This window comes from Burkholderia savannae, assembly GCF_001524445.2.
Taxonomy (GTDB): Bacteria; Pseudomonadota; Gammaproteobacteria; order Burkholderiales; family Burkholderiaceae; genus Burkholderia; species Burkholderia savannae.
The window spans coordinates 3594347-3616447 of record NZ_CP013417.1; the positions used below are offsets into that span (position 1 = coordinate 3594347).

The following is a 22101-nucleotide window of genomic DNA, read 5'->3' on the forward strand; positions in this document are numbered from 1 at the left end:
TTGTTCCACACGACACTCATGACCGTCCGTTTCTCCGACCTCCCGCCGGGCATCCGCTCGGCGTCCGCGCCCTCCCCGCACGACGGCGCGACCGACGCGCTGCTCGCCGAGCTCGCGCAGCGGCTCGGCCTGCCCGGCCTGCACTTCGATTCGCAGGGCCTCTGCCGTCTGCTGATCGACGAATCCCTGCCGATCCTGCTGCGCCGTAGCTTCGCACGATCACACGGGCTTTCAGCAGACGACGAAGGAAGCCGGCATCAATTCCAACTGGAACTACGACGAGTTCGCGACCGACTACTTCGCGCACAAGGTCTATCGGACGCTTTATCCGGACGCCGACTACAAGACCAACTATTTCACGACGGATCTCGGCGGACGGCCGAAAGTCTGGGGCGGCAATCTGATCGGGTTCATGATCCAGTCCGGACACATGCGCGAGGCCGACATCAGGTCGGCCTACGCGAACGGCGACGGTTCGCTCGCGCTGCTCGAAGGCGAGAAGCTCGACGCGTGGAAGCAGTACGCGAAGACCGGGCGCGCGACGGGCGCGATCGCGCGCGCGGTCGCGACCGGCGCGACAACGCCGCCGGAAGGCGTCGCGCAAGCGGCCGACGCGACGCAGCGCGTCGATCACGGCATCAAGCAGGCGGCGTCGGGCGCGGCGATCTCGAGCGCGGTCGCCGGCGCCGCCGGTGCGATTCCGCAGCCGCCGGCGAAGGTCGCATCGGGCGTGATCGGCGCGACGGACAAGCTCGCGACGGACACGCAGGCGTCCGACAGCCTGCGCGAGGCGGCCGGCTCGTCCGGCGACGCGAGCGCGACGAAGCAGGCGGCGGGCGAAAATCCGCGCGCGAAGCTCGACGGCGGCGCGCCGTCGGGCGACCGAAGCGCGCCGCAGCCGGAAGCCGGGGATGCCGGGGCGACGGCGTCCGCGCACCGGCCGTTGCCGACGAGCCAGCCGTTCAAGGCGTCGGACGCGTCAGGGGAGCGTCTCGCGGACAAACTGCTGGCGTCGTTCACGCCGCTCGATTTCCGTGCCGCCGCGCAGGCCGCCGCGCCCGGGAGCGCCGCGGCCGCCGCCCCATCGGCCGAATCGGCCATCGACGCGCGCGCGCGTCAACTGGCGCAGCCCGTGACCGGTCTGGCGGGCGCGCTGATCGATGCGCTCGGCGGTTCACGCGATCCGCAGGGCGGCGCGGCGCTACGCAGGCTCGCGCAAAAGAATCAGTACGGCGAATTCGAGATCGGCGCGGCGTTGGCGCGCCGTCTGACCGACCGGCCTTCGGCCGAGCGCGGCGCGGGAATCGAGCTGAACGACGCGTACCTGCAGTTGCTGCAGGCGGTCGTGACCGACAGCGACAGTCAGGCGGTCGCCCGGGAGGTCGCGAAACTGCTGCGTTCGCCGGATCACGAGAAGTCGGGCCTGAGCCGGCTGCTGCAAGGCAAGCTGCCGGGCTATTACAAGGCCGTGCTCGACCACGGCGTGAATCATCCGCAACTGCTCGCATCGATGAAGGGGTTGCTCGCGGAACTCGACGACAAGGCCGCGCAAGCGCGGCCGGGCGACCGAGCCGCGCTCGACAAGCTGACGGGCAAAATCAAGAACCAGTTCGACGAAGTGGTCGGCCGCCTGCGGGAGCCGTTGCCGGAAACGGCCGCGGCGTCGAAGGACAGCGTGAAGGCGCGGCTCGAAAACATCAAGCTCCGGGCCTGGCAGATCGCGCAGCGCAAAGCCGCGGAAGAACATCGGCAGACGATGCTCGAACGCGCGCAGGAACAGCTCCAGTCGCAATTGAACGAGCGCCTGAAATCGCACGGCCTGAATCTGCCCGACTACATGCGGGCGAGCCTCGGCGACGCGCATCTGTCGCTGCTGCGCGCGTTGCACGAGCAGTTCGGGCAGCGCATGCAAGCGAGCGGCGACTCCGTCAAGGCGCGCTTCGCGCAGCGGCTCGACGCGGCGCGCGCGAGCGTCGGCGCGGTACGGGCGCGCGTCGACGAATTCGAGCAGCGGCTCGCCGAGCTCAAGGCGCAACCGCGCGCGAGCGCGACGAAGTCGGAAAAGGCGACGGTCGAAACGGCGCTCAAGGCCGAGAAGAAGGCGCTCAAGGAGGCGACGCGCGCGTTCGAGGACGTCGCGGACAGCGCGCGACGCGCGCTCGACGGCGCGCAGTACGCATTGCGGCACGAAACGCGCGCCGAATTGATCCGCGCGATGCTCGACAGCGGCGTGTTCGTCGAGAACAAGACGGAGGAAGCCGATGCGCTGAAGCGGTGTCTCGAATCGAGCCAGGCGAAGGATATCGTGATGCGCGCGGTCGAACGGGCGAAGGATTATTCCGGGCTCGTCGACAAGGACAAGGCGATTCGCGTCGCGAGCGAGGCGCTCGTGCGCCACGTGATGAACGATCGCTTCTTCGTCGACAAGATGGCGCGAATTCAACAGAGCTTCTCGAATCTCGCCGCACGTCGCGAGGCCGGGCAGGCGGCGCCGGGCGTCGCGTTGCACGACGCGCGCCGCGAGGCGGCGTCCGGCGCGGAGCATCGGGTCGGCGAGGCGGTGTCGTCGCAGGTGAAGGCGCAGGCGGCAACGGCGGCCGAGCAGGTCGCGCGCAAACAGGCGCAGACCGAGGCGGCGCTGCAGGCCGAGCGCGCGGCGAAGGACGCGGCGATGCGCGCTGCGCAGCGCGACGCGCAGCAGCAGGCGGAGCGGGAGGCGCAGCGCAAGGCGGAGCAGGAAGCGGAGCGTCGCGCGCGCGAAAGCGCCGAATCGGCTGCGCGCGACGCCGCGCGTCGCGCGGCCGAGGAAAAGGCTGCTCAGGCGGCGCGACAGCAGGCTGAACAGGAAGCGAGGCGGGGGATCGAGCGGGCCGCGGCCGAGCGCGCGCATCAGATCTGGGCCGACAACTTCAATCGGCAATTGCAGCGCGCCGACGGCAACCTGCGCGACATCAACCTCGAGGAGCGCCTCGACAGGCTGCGCAACGGCGACATCGAGGAGCGTCTCGACAGGCTGCGGGAGGACCCACCGCGGCCCGATCCCGCGACGCGCGCCGGCGCTCGCCAGGCGCAAGCGCTGACGTCGGACGGCAAGCCGCGAATCGTCTGACGCGCCGTTTCGCCGTTGCCGGCCGGGCGCATCGCGCGACGCACCTGGCCGGCACGCGAACGCGGCGCCGGGCCGCGCCGCCGATCGGCGGCGCGTGCGCGGCTGTTTGGCGCCAGCGCATACCGTCGTCGCGCGGCGCGAGATCGCGCGCGCCGGCGAGCGCGAGGCCGAGCGCCGGAGGGCCAAAGCGCCGCGCCGCCTACTTCGCCGAAGCGCGGAGCCGCCGCGTTCCCGAATCGCCGAATCGTTCGGACGCTCGGACGCCGAATCATCGGCGCAAATGCGCCGCGCCGTCCATTCATCGACAGACGGCGCGCGCCGATACGGCCCGAGCCTGTTCATCAAATGTGCTTTTTCAGCGCCGACGACGACGCACCGCCCGGCGCGATCGCCGTCACGCCGCGAATCGCGTTCACGCCGTCCTTCGGTTGGCCGCCGCCTTGCTCGATCCTGTTGGCCGCGGCGCCGGGGGCTTTGATGAGCGCACGAACCTCGTCGGGCAGCGCGCCGCGCTTGTCGATCCGTGCGTCGAGGCCGTCGCGAAACGCGTTCGCCCGCGGCTGCAGCGCAATTCGGCGCGCCGCGTTGCGCGGCGTCGCGGCAACTCGATCGCGCCCGCGCGCTTCGAACGCCGTCGATCCGAAGCCCTCGTCGGTCACGTGGAAAGCCACGCGCGACACCCTGTCGCTACAATACGCGCCATGAATGCCGCCCCTCACCTCTCGACGCCCGCGAACGACGGGCCGCGCATCGACCGCGCACGCGTGGATGCGCGCCTCGCCCCCGCGGCCCGCGAATGGTCGATCCAGATCGTCGACACGACGGGTTCGACCAACGCCGACCTCGCCGCGCAGCTGAAATCGCTGCCGCGCAGCCGCGACGCGCTCGCCGCGCCGATCGCGCGCGTCGCGTACGAGCAGACGGCCGGACGCGGCCGGCAAAGCCGCCCGTGGTTCGCCCGGCCGGGCGACGCGCTGCTGTGCTCGATCGCGTGCGTGCTGCCGCGGCCCGTCGGCGAGCTCGCGGGCCTGAGCCTCGCCGTGGGCGTCGCGCTCGCCGAAGCGTTCGCCGAAATGCCGACCGGCGCGCGCGCCGAACCGGCCGCCCGCCAACGCGCCGACACGACCGCCGACGCAACCGCCGATACAACCGCCGCCGCCCCTCGCATCGCGCTCAAATGGCCGAACGACCTGCTCGTCACGTCGACGCAAGGCGGCGAGACCGCGATCGTCGGCAAGCTCGCCGGCATCCTGATCGAAACCGTCTGGAACACGAACGATGCGACCGCGGTCGTGATCGGCTTCGGCGTCAACGTGCGTGCGGCCGATGCCGCCGCGGCCGAAATCGACGCGCTGCGCGCGCGCGACGCGACGCTCGCGGGCGGCCTGCCGCCCGTCGCGCTGTCCGCCGTGCGCCCCGGCGCGACGCTCACCGACACGTTCGCCGCCGCGCTGAACGCGCTCGCCGTCGCGCTGCCCGCGTTCGCGACGAGCGGCCTCGCGCCGTTCACGGCGCGCTGGAACGCGCTGCACGCTTACGCGGGCCGCGACGTCGCGCTGCTCGAACGCGGCGCGGAGCTCGCGCGCGGCGTCGCGGCCGGCATCGACGCGACAGGCCAGTTGCTGCTCGACACGCCCGCCGGCCGGCAGGCGATCGCGGCGGGCGACGTGTCGCTGCGCGCGCCGGGGAGCGGCCGATGAGCGGCTTGTGCTTGCTGATCGACGCGGGCAACAGCCGCGTCAAATGGGCGCTCGCGGACAGCGCGCGCCATTTCGTCGCGAGCGGCGCGTTCGAGCACGCGGACGACACGCCGGATTGGTCGACGCTGCCCGCGCCGAGCGGCGCGTGGATCTCGAACGTCGCGGGCGACGCGGCCGCCGCGCGCATCGACGCGCTGATCGACGCGCATTGGCCCGCGCTCGCACGCACCGTCGTCCGCGCGAGCGCCGCGCAATGCGGCGTGACGAACGGCTACGCGAAGCCCTCGCGCCTCGGCAGCGACCGCTGGGCGGGGCTCATCGGCGCGCACGCCGCATTCCCGGGCGAGCATCTGCTGATCGCGACGTTCGGCACCGCCACGACGCTCGAAGCGCTGCGCGCGGACGGCCATTTCGCGGGCGGGCTGATCGCGCCCGGCTGGGCGCTGATGATGCGCTCGCTCGGCATGCACACCGCGCAATTGCCGACGGTGTCGATCGACGCCGCGACGAGCCTGCTCGACGAAGTCGCCGCGAACGACGCGCACGCGCCGTTCGCGATCGACACGCCGCATGCGCTGTCCGCCGGCTGCCTGCAGGCGCAGGCGGGGCTCATCGAGCGCGCGTGGCGCGATCTCGAACGAGCGTGGAAAGCGCCGGTGCGGCTCGTGCTGTCGGGCGGCGCGGCGGAGGCGATCGTGCGCGCGCTGACTGTCCCGCATACGCGGCACGACACGCTCGTGCTGACGGGCCTCGCGCTGATCGCGCATTCGACGTGACGCGGGCCGCGCGCGCGAGCGGCCCGCAAGCCGCTCGCGCGCGAAGCGGCGCGGCGCCGCGATGCGATGCGATGCGCGGCGGATTGACGGTAACGGAACGATTCTCGGGAGTATTGACGATGCTGCGCTGGCTGATCTCTATTCTCTTTCTCGCCAACATGCTCGCGTTCGTGGTAGTGCGCGGCGTGTTCGGCCCGATGCCCGCCGCGGGCCCGCGCGAGCCGGGCCACGCGCTGCTGCAGGTGCGGCCGGACGCGCTGCGCGTTGCGCCCGTGTCGCAGGCAGCGGATCAGCCGATCATCGGCGGGCCGATCGTGTCGCCGCCGCTCGACACCGCGCCGCTGAACGCGCTCGGCCCGACTTCCGGCCCGATGTCCGTTCCGGCGTCCGGCGCCGCGACGAGTTCAGCGACGCAGGCACCGGCATTGCCGCCCGCCGCGGCCACGGCCACGGCCACGGCCGCGGCGCCGCCGGCTCGAGCGCCGGCCCAACCCCAGCCGAACGCCTCGGCCGCACACTGACGCCGTGACGCAGCGTCGAGCCGCCCGCGCGCCCCTGCGCGCGACGCCGGCCGCGCGAAGCGTCGATCAGTCGCCGTTCGACTGCGAGCGCACCTTCTTCAGCAGCTTGGTGGTCGAGCGATCGTGCTCGAACGGAATCGCCAGCGCCCGCCCGCCCCAGCCGCGCACGAGCGCGGCTTCGGGCAGCGCGTCCATGTCGTAGTCGCCGCCCTTCACGAGGATGTCGGGGCGCACCGCCTCGATCAGCGACACCGGCGTCTTCTCGTCGAAGCCGACGACCCAGTCGACGCATTCGAGCGCGGCGAGCAGCGCCATCCGGTCTTCCTGCACGTTGATCGGCCGGTCGTCGCCCTTGCCGAGCATGCGCACCGACGCGTCGCTGTTCACGCCGACGACGAGGCATGCGCCGAGCGCCTTCGCGTCGGCGAGATAGGTGACGTGGCCGCGATGCAGGATGTCGAATACGCCGTTCGTGAAGACGACGGGCGCGGGCAGCGACGCGCGCAAGGCGGCGAGCGCGTCGCGGGTGATCAGCTTGCGTTCGAACGAAGCGGGCATGGTCGGAAAACTCGTTGGTCGGGATGAACGGGGCAAACCGCGTCGCACCAGGCGCACGCCGGCTGCAACGCGAAACGGCAAAAGAAAAGCCCGCCGAACCTGCGAGCGGGCTTGTCGCGCGATGCGGCAGCGGTTACGCGGGCTGCGCGGCGGCCGGGCCGCCCTGCGCCTGCAGGCGCGCCGTGACTTCCTTCCGATAGCGGTTCAGTTCCTGCGCGGTCGCGAACGTGCGCTCGAACAGCACCGACAGGTTGTGCAGGATGCGGTCGACGACCTTCTTCTCCCACTCGCCGTCGAAACGGATCTGCTCGTCGAGCCAGCGCTCGAGCCATTCCGGATCGGGCAGGCGCGACTGCACGGTGTCGCGCGGGAACAGCGCCTGGTTCACATGCAGGTTCGTCGGGTGCAGCGGCTTCTCGGTGCGGCGCGCCGACGCCATCAGCACGCCGATCTTCGAGAACGCCGCGCGCGCGACGTCGCCGCAGTTGTTGAGCGCCTTCTTCATGTAGCGCAGGTACGCGCCGCCGTGACGCGCCTCGTCGCGCGAGATCGTCTCGTAGATGTGCTTGATGACGGGCTCGGTATGCCACTCGGCCGCGCGGCGATACCAGTGGTTCAGGCGAATTTCGCCGCAGAAGTGCAGCATCAGCGTCTCGAGCGGCGGCGCCGGATCGAACTCGAAGCGCACCGCGTGCAGTTCCTCTTCCGTCGGCATCAGTTCCGGCTTGAAGCGGCGCAGATATTCCATCAGCACGAGGGAGTGCTTCTGCTCCTCGAAGAACCACACGCTCATGAACGCGGAGAAATCGCTGTCGTGGTGATTGTCGCGCAGGAACATCTCCGTCGCGGGCAACGCCGACCACTCGGTGATCGCGTTCATCTTGATCGTCCTCGCCTGCTCGTCACTCAGGAGCGATGCGTCGAACTTGTCCCAAGGGATGTCCTTCTCCATGTCCCAGCGGACGGCTTCGAGCGACTTGTAAAGTTCCGGATAAAGCATGGTGTTCATGGTCCCACCCCTGTTCTGCGCAATGCGACAACCAAACGTGACTGTTGCGGCAAACACGCCTAGTGCAGGCGTTTTCGCAACCAAGTCGATAATTTTACGCGCTAATCCGGGCCCGGACGCAGGTTTCGCGCCGGACGCCGGGCGGCCGCACTTCCACCGTGGGGCAAGGCCGCACTCAGCGCTCCCGACGATCGAAAGCCGCGTCGCGCATGCCTGAAAGGCGCCGGCGCACCGCCGGCTTCGTTGCCGGGCCCCGCGCGCCGTGGTGAACGGCTGCGCCCGAGCGGCCCGATGTGATGTATTCGGCGGCGGCCATAATAGCACGCGACTGTGACCGTTCCGAGACGGCGGCGGGCGCCGGGGCCGCGCCCATGCGGCAAAGCGTCGCAGCGAAAGCATTCCGTTAGCGTGGCGAAAACGCAACCCAAGCCGCAATGGCGGGCGAACGGCCGTTGAACGACGGGCGAACGGCGCTGAATCGCCGCGCCCGAATGCGCCGCCCCGCCGCAACGCGGGCGAACGGCGCGAGGCGGCAACGGGCCGCGTCGGCCCGCATCGGGCCGCATGCGGGCGATTCATCCGGTCCGGGACGATCCCGTTCGTCGCGAGCGGCACGTCGAATCCGGACGCGGGCCGCCGCTGCGGCGCCATCAGCGCCCGGCGGCCCGGCCGGACGTGCGCGCATCGCCGCTGCCCGCCACGCCGTCGTCCGTCCCCGCGACGCTCGCGCCCGCCTCGACGCCCGAACCCGGGCCGCCTTCCGCTTCCGCGCCGGTGCGCTCGGCGGACGCGATCCACTGCGCGAGCCGCTCGCGCTGCCCGTGCGCGTCGCGGTAGCCGAGCTCGACGAGCTCGCGCGTGAACTCCGCCTCGAACAGCAGATAGCTCGCAAACGACGCGCCCGCCGGCTTGTTGCCGCCCACCGCGCCGAGCAGCCCGCGCACCGTGAGCGGCAGCCGCTTCAGATGCTTCGACGCGATGAGCTCGATCCGCTCGGACGGCGCGATCGCGAGCACGTCGACGTGCCGCCAGCCGCTCGCCGGCTCGACGTAGGCGGGCAGATGCTCGATCATCCGGTTCACGTGATCGATCCGCTCGATGTCGGCGCCGATCGAATCGAGGAACACGCTCGCGAGCACCTGCTGGCCGATCTGCGCAAGCGACGGGTAGCCGCGCCCGTTGCCGTTCGCGGCGGGCACCTCGGGCCGCGGGTCGGCGGCGCCGACCACGACGATCCGGTCGCTGCCGAAATGGATCGCGGGCGACAGCGGCGCGATCTGCCGGATCGAGCCGTCGCCGAAATATTCGATCTGGCCGTCGAGCACGAGCGGCACCGCGGGAAACACGAACGGAATCGCCGACGACGCGATCAGATGCCCCGCGGACAGATCGACCATCCGGGCCGTGCGCTCCGCGCGCCGCCACGCCTGAATCGGCTCGCTCGCCTGATAGAACGTCAGATGGCGGCCGCTCGTGTAGCTGAGCGCCGTCACCGACAGCGCATGCAGCTTGCGCGCCTCGAGCATCAGCTCGATCCGGTGGAAGTTGAGCTCGCGCCGCAGCAGGTGCGCGAGCGGCGCGTTGTCGAGCAGCCCGCGCGGCGAGCGGCGCGCCGCCCAGCCGATGCTCATCGCGGCGAGCCAGCGCGCGCCCGCGGCGGCAATGCCGAGCCAGTCGGTTCGATACACGTGCTCGGCGCGCAGCCGCTCCCAGAATTCGAGCAGACGCCGCACGCCGTGCTCGAAATCGTCGGCGTGGCTCGCGAGCGACGTCGCGTTGATCGCGCCCGCCGACGAGCCGCAGATCACCGTGAACGGCGATGTGCGCCGCTTCGGATCGACATCGTGCGCGATCTCGGCGAGCCCCTTCAGCACGCCGACCTGATACGCGGCGCGCGCGCCGCCTCCCATCAGCACGAGCGCGAGCCGCATGTCCGCCTCAGCGTGTCCTCATCGGCGCCGCGCGCGTCACGGGCTGCGCTTCGCCGGTTTCTTCGCGGCGGCGGGCTTCGCGTCGTCGGCCGCGCTCGACGCGCCGGGCGCGCGGTCGGCCGCCGAGCCGCTCGCGCGCGGCGAGGCGGCGCGGCGCGTCGCCGGCTTCTTCGCGGCGGACGGCTTCGGCGCCGCGTCGCCGCCCGGCTCGGACGCGCCGCCCGCGGGCGTCATGCCCGACTGGGCCATCGCGAAACGCGCGAGCTGATTGAATTGCGATTGCAGCAGGTTCCACCAGCCCGCCGGATCGAACGCGTCGGCGCCCGGCGCCGCTTGCGGCTGCTGCGCGCCTTCGGCCGCGGCCGCCGCGCCCGCATCGGCACTCGCGAACGCGCCGCCGCGCGTTTCGTCGCGCTCGCTCGCGCCGGCTTCGCGCGCCGACGCCGGCGTCGAAGCGGATTCGCGATGCGCCGAATCGTCGGGTGTCAGCGCGGCTTCGGCGGCGGCCATCGAGGTCTGCGCGAACGCGCCGAACGCGCGCAGCGTCGCGAGCGTCGCGCGCTGCACCTCGAGCGCCTGGATCGCGGACTGCAGCATGCCGAGGTTGAGCTTCAGCCACTGCTCGACCGCGCGCAGATCGGTGATCCGCTTGTCGAGCTCCTCGACGCTCGCGAGCGGCGCCATCAGGTCCGACATCGCCGACAGCGACGGCGGCAGCCCTTGCGACGCGCCCGGAAACGCGCCCAACCCGCCGAACGGCGTGAGGCGCATCATCTCCCACATCTTGTCGAGGAAGCCGGCGGGCTGAAAGCCGCCGAAGCCGGAAAACGGATTGGTGCCGTTGGTATCGGTCATCGTCGATTCCTTCGAAACGATTGAAGCGGGTCACGGGCGAACGCCGCGCGGCGGCGTCCATTGCCGATCATAGCGCGCGCGGCGCTCACGACGGCGCGTCGCCCGAAAAATCCGGCGCGCGGCGCTCGCGCAGCGAGCGAATGCCTTCGCGCACGTCCGGCCCCGAAAACCCCATGAATTCGAGCGCGAGCGACGCGTCGAACGTCGGCCCCGCGAGCCGCAGCCAGTTGTTGAGCGCGTACTTGGTCCAGCGGATCGCGCTTGGCGAGCCGTGCGCGAGCCGCTCGGCGAGCTCGTACGCCTTCGGCAGCAGATCGTGATCGTCGACCGCGAGCGACACGAGCCCGATGCGCTCGGCCTCGTCGCCGCTCACGGGCTCGCAGAGGAGCAGGTGGTATTTCGCCTTCGCCATCCCGCACAGAAGCGGCCAGGCGATCGCCGCGTGATCGCCCGCGGCGACGCCGAGGCGCGTGTGGCCGTCGATGATCCGCGCGCTCTTCGCGGCGATCGACACGTCGGCGAGCAGCCCCGCGACGAGCCCCGCGCCGACGGCGGGCCCGTGCATCGCGGACACGATCGGCTTGCTGCAGTTGATCACGTTGTAGACGAGATCGCGCGCCTCGCGCCAGACGCGCTCGCGCACCGCGTGGTCGTCGGCCATCCGCTCGACCAGCGCGAGATCGCCGCCCGCCGAGAAGCCTTTGCCTTCGCCGCGAATCACGGCGACGCGCGCATCGGGATCGCGATCGACGTCGCGCCAGATGTCGGCGAGCTCGCGATGCATCGCTTCGCTCGCGACCGCGAGGCCGCTGCGGTTCGCGCCTTCGCCGCTCATCACGATTTCGACGACGCCGTGCGGCTGACGCCGGATGCGCAGCGCTTCGTAGCCGGCATAGGGAGCGAGATCGGACATGCTGAACCTTCCTTCGATTGGGATTGAGTGATCGGGAGGCTTCTTCGTCGCTTTCGATTCAGTGTAGCGAAGCCCGTTCGGGCGGGCATCGGGCGAAACCCGGCGCGGGACCGGCGAAGCGCCGCGCGCACCGCGACGCCGGAACGTGCACGTCGCGCGCCGCGCCGGCGCGCGTTTCACGCGGCTTGCTCGCACGGCCTCTCGTCGCGGGGCTTCGGCTTCGCGCCCTTCGTGTCCTTCGCTCGATTACGCAGCGCCGTCCACCGGCGCCACCGCCTGCTCGATCGCCCCGAAGATCGACTTCCCGGCTTCGTCGAACATCTCGATCTTGACCTTGTCGCCATAGCGCATGAACTCGGTCTGCGGCGCGCCGTGCTCGATCGTCTCGACGCAGCGCTTCTCGGCGATGCAGCAGTAGCCGCGCTTCGCATCCTGGTTCGACACCGTGCCCGAGCCGACGATCGAGCCCGCGCGCACGTTGCGCGTCTTCGCCGCGTGCGCGATCAGTTGACCGAAGTGAAACACCATGTCGACGCCCGCATCCGGCTGGCCGACCTTCTTGCCGTTCCAGTGAACGATCATCGGGCGATGCACGCGGCCGTCGCGCCAGTGCTCGCCGAGCTCGTCGGGCGTCACGGCCACCGGCGCGAACGCGCTCGCCGGCTTGCTCTGAAAGAAGCCGAAGCCCTTCGCGAGCTCGGCGGGAATCAGGTTGCGCAGCGACACGTCGTTGACGAGCGTGACGAGCCGCACCGCCTTCAGCGCCTCGTCGGGCGTCGCGCCCATCGGCACGTCGGCCGTGATCACCGCGACCTCCGCCTCGAAATCGATGCCCCACTCCTCCGACGCGCAGACGATGTCGTCGCGCGGCCCGAGAAAGTCGTCGCTGCCGCCCTGGTACATCAGCGGATCGGTCCAGAACTCGGGCGGCATCTGCGCGCCGCGCGCGCGGCGCACGAGCTCGACGTGGTTCACGTAAGCGGAGCCGTCCGCCCACTGGAACGCGCGCGGCAGCGGCGCCATGCAGTCGGCGGGCTCGAACGCAAACGCATTGCGCGCGCGGCCCTGGTTCAGCGCGTCGTACAGATCGCGCAGCTGCGGCGCATAGAACGCCCAGTCGTCGAGCACGCGCTGCAGCGTCGGCGCGATCGCGTCGGCGATCGCCGCCGTGTGCAGGTCGCGGGATACGACGATCAGTTGGCCGTCGCGCGTGCCGTCCTTGAGCGAAGCAAGTTTCATAGGGAAGAGAGCCGTTGTAGTGACGATGGAAGGAATCTATTTTACGATGGTGAATCCGCGCGGCGGCGCGCGCCGCAAGCCGCGCCGCCGTTCGATTCCCATTCTTCCCGCAACGCCGTGAACAAGTCCGCCTCAAACGCCTCCGATTCGCCCGACGACGATCTCGCCGACGACCACGACACCGCCGAGGAAAAGATCCGCTCGGGCATCCAGTCGATCGAGGTCGGCTTTCGCCTGCTCGACGTGCTGACGAGCGAGCCCCGCGCGATGATGCTGCGCGACCTCGCGCAGCGCGCGGCGATGAGCCCGGCGAAGGCGCACCGCTATCTCGTGAGCTTCCAGCGGCTCGGGCTCGTCTCGCAGGACCCGGTCTCGGGCCGCTACGAGCTCGGCGGCTTCGCGCTGCAAATGGGCCTGGCGCGGCTTGCGCGCGTCGACGGCGTGAAGCTCGCGCGGATTGCGCTCACCGCGCTGCGCGATCAGCTCGACCAGACGGTCGGCATCGCGGTATGGGGCAACCAGGGGCCGACGATCGTCCACTGGATGGAGTCGAGCCATCCGGCGAAGGCGTCGCTCAAGCTCGGCGACGTGATGCCGCTCCTCGGCTCGGCGACGGGCCTCGTGTTCGCCGCGTACCTGCCGCGCGGCAAGACGGCCGCGTTGATCGAGCGCGAGCTCGCCGACACGCGGCGCGCGACGCACTACACCGGGCCGCGCACGCTCGCCGAAGTCGACGCGGCGCTCGCCGACGTGCGCGCGCATCGCGCGGCCCGCGTCGAAGGGATGCTGCTGCCGACGATCAACGCGTTCGGCATGCCGGTGTTCGACGCGCTCGGCGATCTCGCGCTCGCGATCATCGCGCTCGGCCACGAAGGCGCGTTCGACATCCGCTGGGGCGGGGAGATCGACGTCGCGCTGCGCGCTTGCGCGCAGAAGCTCTCCTACGAGCTTGGGTATAGTGAAGGGGCGCGCGACGCCTGACCGGCGCCGCCGCATCCCGGCCGCGCATGGCGCGCGCCCCCGCTTCCTCGCTGCTCGAGATGCTCGCCCGCCCCTGATGCCGCCGTCGTCCACCGTTTCGTCGAACCCGCGCATCGCGCCGCGCCGCGTGCGGCGCGCGGCGTTCGTGCTCGCGCTCGTGCTCGCGCTCCACTGGCTCGCCGCGCTGTGGCTCGTGCGGTTTCGCGAGCCGTTCAAGCCTGTCGAGCCCGAGAACGTGCCGGTTCAGGTCGAGTTGCTGAAGCCGCAGCAGATCGAGCGTGCGCCGGCGCCCGCGAAGCCCGCGGCCGTTCGGCCACGGGCCGTCCCAAAGCATGCGGCGCCCACGCCCATGCCCGCTCCGCAGCCGAGCGTCCGCGCGCCGCGTCGCGCGGAACCCGTGTTGAGCGCCGTGGAGTCGCCCGCCGAAGCGCCTACCGAAGCGCCCGTCGCAGCGCCTGTCGTAGCGCCTGTCGTAGCGCCCGCCGCTTCCGCGGCCAAGTCCGCGAGCGCGGCGACAGCCGCAACGGACGAGCCGGCGAGCGGCGCATCAGGCAACACGGCGGGCGGCGCGTCGGGCGCGGACGCAACCGCGCAGCCCGGCGAAGCGCAGCCCGGCTCGAAGTTCACGCTCCCGCCTTCGGGCGAGCTGCAATACGACACGTTCTACAACGGCATGCAGAACACGCCGGGCACGATCCACTGGCAGACCGACGGCCGCGCCTATTCGCTGTACGTGTCGATGCCCGTGCCGTTCGTCGGCCCGTACACGTACGAGAGCCGCGGCCGCGTCGACGCGTTCGGCATCGCGCCGCAGCGCTACGTCGAGACGCGCGGCAGGCGGCCGCCCGACTTCGCGATCTTCAATCGCGAGACGAGGCAGATCGTGTTCACGGGCACGCCGAATTCGCTCGCGCTGCCCGACGGCGCGCAGGACCGCTTCAGCATGCTGATGCAGCTCGCGGGCCTCGTCGGCGGCGATCCCGACGCGTACCGCCCGGGCGTCACGCGCGAGTTCTTCGTCGTCGATCGCGACAGCGGCGAGACCTGGCCGATCACGACGATCGGCGACGAGACGATCTCGACCGGCATGGGCAGGCTCGACGCCCGGCATTTCATGCGGCTGCCGCGCCGCGAGGGCGACACGCGCCGCATCGACATCTGGCTCGCGCCGTCGCTCGGCTGGCTGCCCGTGCGAATGGTCCAGACGGAACCGAACGGCGCGCAGATCGAGTTGCTATTGCACCGTCGCTCGGATGCGCGCGACGCGGCGGGCGAACGCACCGGCGCGAACGGCGGCGCGAGCGCCAACGTAGGCGCCGGCGCGGACGCCGCACGGGCGCCGGCGTCCGGCGCGCCGCTGAACGCCGACGAATCGGTAAATACGACCGACGGCACGCCGGCCGAATCGCCCGCCGTTCACGAGCGGCAACAACCTTGACAATCTTTGACAACAACTTTCGTCCACTGGAGCAGAATCGGAAACGTTTTAAGGTCATCGGCATCAAACCGATACGCCGCGTGTAAAAACGACCGGCGTGCAGCGCCAACCCCCTTGAAACCGGCTCGGTCTGCCCCACCTACGGTGGCAACGAGGCCGAAAGCCACAGCAAAGAGGAGTGCCGCCATGCAAATGATCTACAACAGCCCCAACTACTGCGTCGTCGAGTTTCCGCCGCAGGACGGCCACCATGCGATGAACTCGGGTGGCTACGAGATCGTCGACAAGAACGCGCAACGCGAAATCTTCATCGACGGCGAACTCGCCGCGCGCTTTCGCGAGCACGTGAAGCAGTTGATCCAGGCCGAGCCGTCGCTCGACGAGGTCGACGAATTCCTCGGACAGTTCGACAGCCTGATGACGCAACCCGTGGTTCTCCACTAACGTCGCACGGACGCGGCCGCTTGCCGGACCCGCGGGTCCGCGAAAGCGCCGCCGCCCGACGCGATCCGGCGCACTCCAACCCGCCCCCGCCCGGTCCGCCGCGCGGGGGCTTTGTTTGCCCGCGAACGGCCGCCTCACGTACGACGGGAGCAGCGGCTACAATGACGGCTTTCCGATACGCCGGTAATCCGCCATGTCCGAGCCCACGCCGATCGCGTCTTCCGTCCAATCCGCCGCCCTCGCCGCGCCGTACACGCGCGGCGCCGAGCTGCCGACGCTGCTTCGGCAGCGCATCCTGATCCTCGACGGCGCGATGGGCACGATGATCCAGCGCTACAAGCTCGACGAAGCCGCGTATCGCGGCGAGCGCTTCAAGGATTTCCCGCGCGACGTGAAGGGCAACAACGAGCTGCTGTCGATCACGCAGCCGCAGATCATTCGCGAGATCCACGACCAGTACTTCGCCGCGGGCGCCGACATCGTCGAGACCAACACGTTCGGCGCGACGGCCGTCGCGCAGGCCGATTACGGGATGGAAGACCTCGTCGTCGAGATGAACGTCGCGTCGGCCGCGCTCGCGCGCGAATCGGCCGCGAAATACACGACGCCGGCCAAGCCGCGCTTCGTCGCGGGCGCGATCGGGCCGACGCCGAAGACGGCGAGCATCTCGCCGGACGTCAACGATCCGGGCGCGCGCAACGTCACGTTCGACGAGCTGCGCGACGCGTACTACGCGCAGGCGAAGGCGCTGCTCGACGGCGGCGTGGATCTGTTCCTCGTCGAGACGATCTTCGACACGCTGAACGCGAAGGCCGCGCTGTTCGCGCTCGACCAGCTGTTCGAGGACACCGGCGAACGGCTGCCGATCATGATCTCCGGCACCGTCACCGATGCATCCGGCCGCATCCTGTCCGGCCAGACGGTCGAGGCGTTCTGGAATTCGCTGCGCCACGCGAAGCCGCTCACCTTCGGCCTGAACTGCGCGCTCGGCGCGGCGCTGATGCGCCCGTACATCGCCGAGCTCGCGAAGCTGTGCGACACCTACGTGTCGTGCTACCCGAACGCCGGCCTGCCGAACCCGATGGCCGAGACGGGCTTCGACGAGACGCCGGACGTCACGTCGGGGCTCCTGAAGGAATTCGCGCAGGCGGGCCTCGTGAACCTCGCGGGCGGCTGCTGCGGCACGACGCCCGAGCACATCGCCGAGATCGCGAAGGCGCTCGCCGAAGTCAAGCCGCGCCGCTGGCCGAACCAGTACAGCGAAGCCGCCTGACGCTCACCGCCGCCCCCCCACTCCAACCCGAATACGCACGCACCGCCATGACCGACCATACGATGCGCCTAGCCGGCCTCGAGCCGTTCAACGTCACGCCCGGAACGCTCTTCATCAACGTCGGCGAACGCACCAACGTCACCGGCTCGAAGGCGTTCGCGCGCATGATCCTCAACGGCCAGTTCGACGAGGCGCTCGCCGTCGCGCGCCAGCAGGTCGAGAACGGCGCGCAGGTGATCGACATCAACATGGACGAGGCGATGCTCGATTCGAAGGCGGCGATGGTGCGCTTTCTGAATCTGATCGCGTCGGAGCCGGACATCGCGCGCGTGCCGATCATGATCGACTCGTCGAAGTGGGACGTGATCGAGGCCGGCCTGAAATGCGTGCAGGGCAAGGCGATCGTCAACTCGATCTCGCTGAAGGAAGGCGAGGAAGCATTCCGCCACCACGCGAGCCTGATCCGCCGCTACGGCGCGGCGGCCGTCGTGATGGCGTTCGACGAGACCGGCCAGGCCGACACGTACGAGCGCAAGACCGAGATCTGCAAGCGCTCGTACGACTTCCTCGTGAACGAAGTCGGCTTCCCGCCGGAAGACATCATCTTCGACCCGAACATCTTCGCGGTCGCGACCGGCATCGAGGAACACAACAACTACGCGGTCGACTTCATCGAGGCGACCCGCTGGATCAAGCAGAACCTGCCGTACGCGAAGGTGAGCGGCGGCGTGTCGAACGTGTCGTTCTCGTTTCGCGGCAACGACCCGGTGCGCGAGGCGATCCACACCGTGTTCCTGTATCACGCGATCCAGGCCGGGATGGACATGGGCATCGTGAACGCGGGCCAGCTCGGCGTGTACGCCGATCTCGACGCCGAGCTGCGCGAGCGCGTCGAGGACGTGATCCTGAACCGCCGCAACGATTCGACCGACCGCCTGCTCGAGATCGCCGACAAGTTCAAGGCGGGCGGCGCGAAGAAGGAAGAAAACCTCGAGTGGCGCAACCAGCCGGTCGAGAAGCGGCTTTCGCATGCGCTCGTGCACGGCATCACGACCTTCATCGTCGAGGATACCGAGGAAGTGCGCGCGAAGATCGACGCGGCGGGCGGCCGCCCGATCAACGTGATCGAGGGCCCGCTGATGGACGGGATGAACATCGTCGGCGACCTGTTCGGCCAGGGCAAGATGTTCCTGCCGCAGGTCGTGAAATCGGCGCGCGTGATGAAGCAGGCCGTCGCGCACCTGATCCCGTTCATCGAGGAAGAAAAGCGGCTGCTCGCGGAAGCGGGCGGCGACGTGCGCGCGAAGGGCAAGATCGTGATCGCGACCGTGAAGGGCGACGTGCACGACATCGGCAAGAACATCGTGTCGGTCGTGCTCCAGTGCAACAACTTCGAAGTGGTCAACATGGGCGTGATGGTCCCGTGCAACGAGATCCTCGCGAAGGCGAAGGTCGAGGGCGCGGACATCATCGGGCTGTCGGGCCTCATCACGCCGAGCCTCGAGGAAATGGCGTACGTCGCGTCCGAAATGCAGCGCGACGACTACTTCCGCGTGAAGAAGATTCCGCTCCTGATCGGCGGCGCGACCACGTCGCGCGTGCACACGGCCGTGAAGATCGCGCCGCACTACGAAGGCCCCGTCGTCTACGTGCCGGACGCGTCGCGCTCGGTGTCGGTCGCCTCGAGCCTGCTGTCCGACGAAGGCGCGGCGAAGTATCTCGACGAGCTGAAGTCCGACTACGAGCGCATCCGCGCGCAGCACGCGAACAAGAAGGCGCTGCCGCTCGTCACGCTCGACGAGGCGCGCGCGAACAAGACGCGGATCGACTGGGCGCACCACGCGCCCGTCAAGCCGAAGTTCATCGGCCGGCGCGTGTTCAAGAACTACGACCTCAACGAGCTCGCGAACTACATCGACTGGGGCCCGTTCTTCCAGACCTGGGATCTCGCGGGCCCGTATCCGGCGATCCTGAACGACGAGATCGTCGGCGAATCGGCGCGCCGCGTGTTCTCCGACGCGAAATCGATGCTCGCGCGCCTGATCCAGGGCCGCTGGCTGACCGCGAACGGCGTGATCGCGCTCTTGCCCGCGAACACGGTGGGCGACGACGACATCGAGATCTACAAGGACGACACGCGCTCGGAAGTGCTGCTCACGTGGCGCAACCTGCGCCAGCAGAGCGTGCGCCCGGTGGTCGACGGCGTGATGCGGCCGAACCGCTCGCTCGCCGATTTCATCGCGCCGAAGGAGTCGGGCGTCGCCGACTACATCGGGATGTTCGCGGTGACGGCCGGGATCGGCGTCGACGCGAAGGAAAAGCAGTTCCTGGCCGACCACGACGACTACAGCGCGATCATGCTGAAGGCGCTCGGCGACCGCCTCGCGGAGGCGTTCGCCGAGGCGATGCACGCGCGCGTGCGCCGCGAGCTATGGGGCTATGCGGCAAACGAGCAGCTCGACAATGACGCGCTGATCGCCGAGCGCTACTCGGGCATCCGCCCCGCGCCCGGCTACCCGGCATGCCCGGATCACCTCGTGAAGCGCGCAATGTTCGAAGCGCTTCATACAGACGAGATCGGGATGAGCATCACCGATTCGCTCGCGATGTTGCCGGCCGCGAGCGTGTCGGGCTTCTATCTCGCGCATCCGGACAGCAAGTACTTCTCGGTCGGCAAGATCGGGCAGGATCAGCTCGAGGATTTCGCGCGCCGCACCGCGCTGTCGAAGGCGGACGCCGAGCGCGCGCTCGCGCCGCTGCTCTGACGGCCGCCGCGGGCGCCGCGCACGGCGGCGGGCATTCGGTCGGCTCCGCGGCCGGCGGCGCGTTTCGGCCGCGGGCCGCGCGCGCGGCCGGCGGCGGCCCGCGCCAGGCGCGGTCGCACGGCCGGCCGACGGCGGCCGGAGCGCGCCGCGCGCCCCGGCCCCCAACATGCAAAAAGCCCGCGCGAGGCGGGCTTTCCGGGTATCGGAAGGCCGGCGAACGGCGCTCAGAAGCCCCAGTGGATGTCGGCGTTCTGCGCCTTCGCTTCGCGCAGCATCACGAGAAACGGCGCGACGCGTTGCGCGAGGCTCGGCGAGACTTCGTGGTGCGGGTGATCGGGTTCGTCTTCATGGAAATGGCCCGCATGCTCGGCCCGCGCCTGCTTGGCCTGGCTGACGGCGTCCTCGAGCTTCGCGATCGCGCCGTCGAGCTCGTCGGACGTGATCACGCCGCGCTCGCCGAGCTGCTTGCCGACGACGCCGAGCACATAGACCGCGAAATCCTTCAGCACATCCAGATCCTGTGCCGCCTTGCTTTTGAACGTAATCATGACAACTCCCTTTTCATCTTGTCGTGCTCGCCGTACGTCCGCGACGGACGCCCGGCCGGCGCGCTGAACAAACGTCGGGGGCGCTCAGCACCTGAGGGACATATTAGCACCTGTTAAAATTCAGCGATCCCTGAAACGCGCGCCGTGTGGCGCGACGGCGGCCCGGCCAGGCGGGACGCCGCCAACGATATCTTCGACCAGCATGCTGCCTGCTCAAAAACATACTCTCGAAACCCTGCTCGAAAACAGCGTGAAGCAGGTCGTCCAGGCGTCCAAAGGCGACGCCGACGCCACGTTCGTCCTCCCCGCGATCGCGCTCGAGCGCCCGAAGGTCGCCGCGCACGGCGACATCGCGTGCAACGTCGCGCTGCAGCTCGCGAAGCCGCTTTCCGCGAATCCGCGCCAGCTCGCCGAGAAGATCGTCGCCGCGCTCACCGCGCAGCCCGAAGCGGCGGGCCTCGTCGACGCGGCCGAAATCGCCGGCCCCGGCTTCATCAACCTGCGCCTCTCGCCCGCGTCGAAGCAGGCGGTGATCGGCGCGGTGTTCGCCGAAGGCCGCGCGTTCGGCGCGTCCGAGCGCAACCACGGCAAGCGCGTGCTGGTCGAATTCGTGTCCGCGAACCCGACGGGCCCGCTGCACGTCGGCCACGGCCGCCAGGCGGCGCTCGGCGACGCGCTCGCGAACGTGCTCGCGAGCCAGGGCTACGCGGTGCATCGCGAGTTCTACTACAACGACGCGGGCGTGCAGATCGGCAATCTCGCGATCTCGACGCAGGCGCGCGCCCGCGGCCTCAAGCCGGGCGACGCGCTCTGGCCGGAGGCCGCGTACAACGGCGAGTACATCGCCGACATCGCGCGCGACTACCTGAACGGCGAGACCGTCGCGGCGAGCGACGGCGAGCCGGTGACGGGCAAGCGCGACGTCGAGGATCTCGAGGCGATCCGCAAGTTCGCGGTCACGTACCTGCGCCGCGAACAGGACATGGACCTGAAGGCGTTCGGCGTGAAGTTCGACCAGTACTATCTGGAGTCGTCGCTCTACACGGAAGGCCGCGTCGAGAAGACGGTCGATGCGCTGATCCGGGCCGGCATGACCTACGAGCAGGAAGGCGCGCTGTGGCTGCGCACGACCGACGAGGGCGACGACAAGGATCGCGTGATGCGCAAGTCGGACGGCACCTACACGTACTTCGTGCCGGACGTCGCGTACCACGTGACGAAGTGGGAGCGCGGCTTCACGAAGGTCATCAACATCCAGGGCTCGGACCACCACGGCACGATCGCGCGCGTGCGCGCGGGCCTGCAGGGCCTGCACGTCGGGATTCCGAAGGGCTATCCCGACTACGTGCTGCACAAGATGGTCACGGTGATGCGCGACGGCCAGGAAGTGAAGATCTCGAAGCGCGCGGGCAGCTATGTGACGGTGCGCGACCTGATCGAATGGTCGGGCGGCGCGACGCCGGGCTCGGAAGTCTCGCCCGACCTGCTCGACGAGGCGACGATCACGCGCGGCCGCGACGCGGTGCGCTTCTTCCTGATTTCCCGCAAGGCGGACACGGAATTCGTGTTCGACATCGATCTCGCGCTGAAACAGAACGACGAAAACCCGGTCTATTACGTGCAGTACGCGCACGCGCGGATCTGCTCGGTGCTCAACGAGTGGAAATCACGCTATGGCGCCACCGACGCGCTGCTGCCGGGCGCCGACCTGTCGCCGCTCGGCAGCAAGCAGGCGGCGGCGCTGATGCAGAAGCTCGCCGAGTATCCGGACGTGCTCGCGCACGCGGCGCACGAGCTCGCGCCGCACGCGGTCGCGTTCTACCTGCGCGACCTCGCGAGCGAGTTTCACTCGTTCTACAATGCGGAGCGCGTTCTCGTCGACGAAGAAGCGCCGCGCACCGCGCGCGTCGCGCTCCTCGCGGCGACGCGCCAGGTGCTCGAAAACGGTCTCGCGATGCTGGGCGTGTCCGCGCCCAGCAAGATGTAACGCCGGGACCATCGGCCAAGCGCCGCGGCGCAGCGCGCCGCGGCTGTTTCACGA

General features: G+C 69.9%; 18 protein-coding genes and 1 pseudogene. 10 read left to right on the top strand and 9 right to left on the bottom strand.

Translation table 11 applies throughout. The features are described from left to right. The first annotated feature begins 412 nt into the window (after nucleotides 1-412). Entirely contained in the window at nucleotides 413-3109 is a 2697-nt protein-coding gene (locus tag WS78_RS37640) for a coiled-coil domain-containing protein (protein WP_226377161.1), read from the top strand. A 341-nt stretch (nucleotides 3110-3450) separates the two neighbouring features. Here the strand turns inward: WS78_RS37640 and WS78_RS17610 are convergent, their stop codons facing one another. Further along, the gene (locus WS78_RS17610) at nucleotides 3451-3828 is read right to left on the bottom strand and encodes a hypothetical protein (RefSeq protein WP_157131157.1); all 378 of its coding nucleotides are present in this window, start codon (nucleotides 3826-3828) and stop codon (nucleotides 3451-3453) included. Here WS78_RS17610 and WS78_RS17615 point away from each other — a divergent pair. From WS78_RS17615 to WS78_RS17625, 3 genes are all read left to right on the top strand, one after another. Further along, nucleotides 3811-4809 carry a biotin--[acetyl-CoA-carboxylase] ligase gene (locus WS78_RS17615; protein ID WP_059584311.1) on the top strand — a complete coding sequence of 333 codons (999 nt, stop codon included), beginning with the start codon at nucleotides 3811-3813 and terminating at the stop codon, nucleotides 4807-4809. The genes WS78_RS17610 and WS78_RS17615 overlap by 18 nt on opposite strands. Beyond that, nucleotides 4806-5585, top strand: coding sequence for a type III pantothenate kinase (locus WS78_RS17620; protein WP_038747153.1), 780 nt, complete (start codon nucleotides 4806-4808; stop codon nucleotides 5583-5585). The genes WS78_RS17615 and WS78_RS17620 overlap by 4 nt, the downstream gene beginning before the upstream one ends. Before the next feature lie 119 nt (nucleotides 5586-5704). After that, nucleotides 5705-6106 (top strand): hypothetical protein, encoded by a 402-nt coding sequence (locus WS78_RS17625; protein ID WP_059584395.1) that lies wholly within the window; start codon nucleotides 5705-5707, stop codon nucleotides 6104-6106. Nucleotides 6107-6172: 66 nt separating this feature from the next. Here the strand turns inward: WS78_RS17625 and rfaE2 are convergent, their stop codons facing one another. The 7 genes and pseudogenes from rfaE2 to WS78_RS17660 all read right to left on the bottom strand — a co-directional run bounded on the left by rfaE2 (nucleotide 6173) and on the right by WS78_RS17660 (nucleotide 12611). Then, complete coding sequence (gene rfaE2 / locus WS78_RS17630; protein ID WP_038747148.1) at nucleotides 6173-6664, bottom strand: D-glycero-beta-D-manno-heptose 1-phosphate adenylyltransferase; 492 nt, start codon at nucleotides 6662-6664, stop codon at nucleotides 6173-6175. 133 nt (nucleotides 6665-6797) lie between these two features. Continuing rightward, nucleotides 6798-7673: a ferritin family protein gene (locus WS78_RS17635; RefSeq protein WP_038747145.1), complete on the bottom strand. Its 876-nt coding sequence runs from the start codon at nucleotides 7671-7673 to the stop codon at nucleotides 6798-6800. 101 nt (nucleotides 7674-7774) lie between these two features. Then, nucleotides 7775-8252, bottom strand: a pseudogene (locus tag WS78_RS38235) (hypothetical protein). A 71-nt stretch (nucleotides 8253-8323) separates the two neighbouring features. Continuing rightward, nucleotides 8324-9604, bottom strand: coding sequence for a patatin-like phospholipase family protein (locus WS78_RS17645; protein WP_059584308.1), 1281 nt, complete (start codon nucleotides 9602-9604; stop codon nucleotides 8324-8326). 36 nt (nucleotides 9605-9640) lie between these two features. After that, entirely contained in the window at nucleotides 9641-10459 is an 819-nt protein-coding gene (locus tag WS78_RS17650; RefSeq protein WP_038747142.1) for a PhaM family polyhydroxyalkanoate granule multifunctional regulatory protein, read from the bottom strand. Between the two features lie 85 nt (nucleotides 10460-10544). Continuing rightward, nucleotides 10545-11372 (bottom strand): enoyl-CoA hydratase/isomerase family protein, encoded by an 828-nt coding sequence (locus WS78_RS17655; protein ID WP_059584306.1) that lies wholly within the window; start codon nucleotides 11370-11372, stop codon nucleotides 10545-10547. Between the two features lie 246 nt (nucleotides 11373-11618). Next, nucleotides 11619-12611 carry a fumarylacetoacetate hydrolase family protein gene (locus WS78_RS17660; RefSeq protein WP_038747134.1) on the bottom strand — a complete coding sequence of 331 codons (993 nt, stop codon included), beginning with the start codon at nucleotides 12609-12611 and terminating at the stop codon, nucleotides 11619-11621. A gap of 117 nt (nucleotides 12612-12728) precedes the next feature. Between WS78_RS17660 and WS78_RS17665 the strand changes: the two genes are divergently transcribed. From WS78_RS17665 to metH, 5 genes are all read left to right on the top strand, one after another. Next, entirely contained in the window at nucleotides 12729-13592 is an 864-nt protein-coding gene (locus WS78_RS17665; protein WP_038747131.1) for an IclR family transcriptional regulator, read from the top strand. 76 nt (nucleotides 13593-13668) lie between these two features. Continuing rightward, nucleotides 13669-15030: a DUF3108 domain-containing protein gene (locus WS78_RS17670; protein ID WP_059584303.1), complete on the top strand. Its 1362-nt coding sequence runs from the start codon at nucleotides 13669-13671 to the stop codon at nucleotides 15028-15030. A gap of 186 nt (nucleotides 15031-15216) precedes the next feature. Continuing rightward, nucleotides 15217-15474: a BTH_I0359 family protein gene (locus tag WS78_RS17675; RefSeq protein ID WP_009893251.1), complete on the top strand. Its 258-nt coding sequence runs from the start codon at nucleotides 15217-15219 to the stop codon at nucleotides 15472-15474. 193 nt (nucleotides 15475-15667) lie between these two features. Then, complete coding sequence (locus WS78_RS17680; protein ID WP_059584300.1) at nucleotides 15668-16747, top strand: homocysteine S-methyltransferase family protein; 1080 nt, start codon at nucleotides 15668-15670, stop codon at nucleotides 16745-16747. 47 nt (nucleotides 16748-16794) lie between these two features. Further along, nucleotides 16795-19512: a methionine synthase gene (gene metH, locus WS78_RS17685; protein ID WP_059584298.1), complete on the top strand. Its 2718-nt coding sequence runs from the start codon at nucleotides 16795-16797 to the stop codon at nucleotides 19510-19512. Nucleotides 19513-19736: 224 nt separating this feature from the next. Here the strand turns inward: metH and WS78_RS17690 are convergent, their stop codons facing one another. Then, nucleotides 19737-20060: a DUF1840 domain-containing protein gene (locus WS78_RS17690; protein WP_059584296.1), complete on the bottom strand. Its 324-nt coding sequence runs from the start codon at nucleotides 20058-20060 to the stop codon at nucleotides 19737-19739. A 202-nt stretch (nucleotides 20061-20262) separates the two neighbouring features. Between WS78_RS17690 and argS the strand changes: the two genes are divergently transcribed. Next, nucleotides 20263-22047 carry an arginine--tRNA ligase gene (argS, locus tag WS78_RS17695; RefSeq protein WP_059584294.1) on the top strand — a complete coding sequence of 595 codons (1785 nt, stop codon included), beginning with the start codon at nucleotides 20263-20265 and terminating at the stop codon, nucleotides 22045-22047. Nucleotides 22048-22101 lie beyond the last annotated feature (54 nt).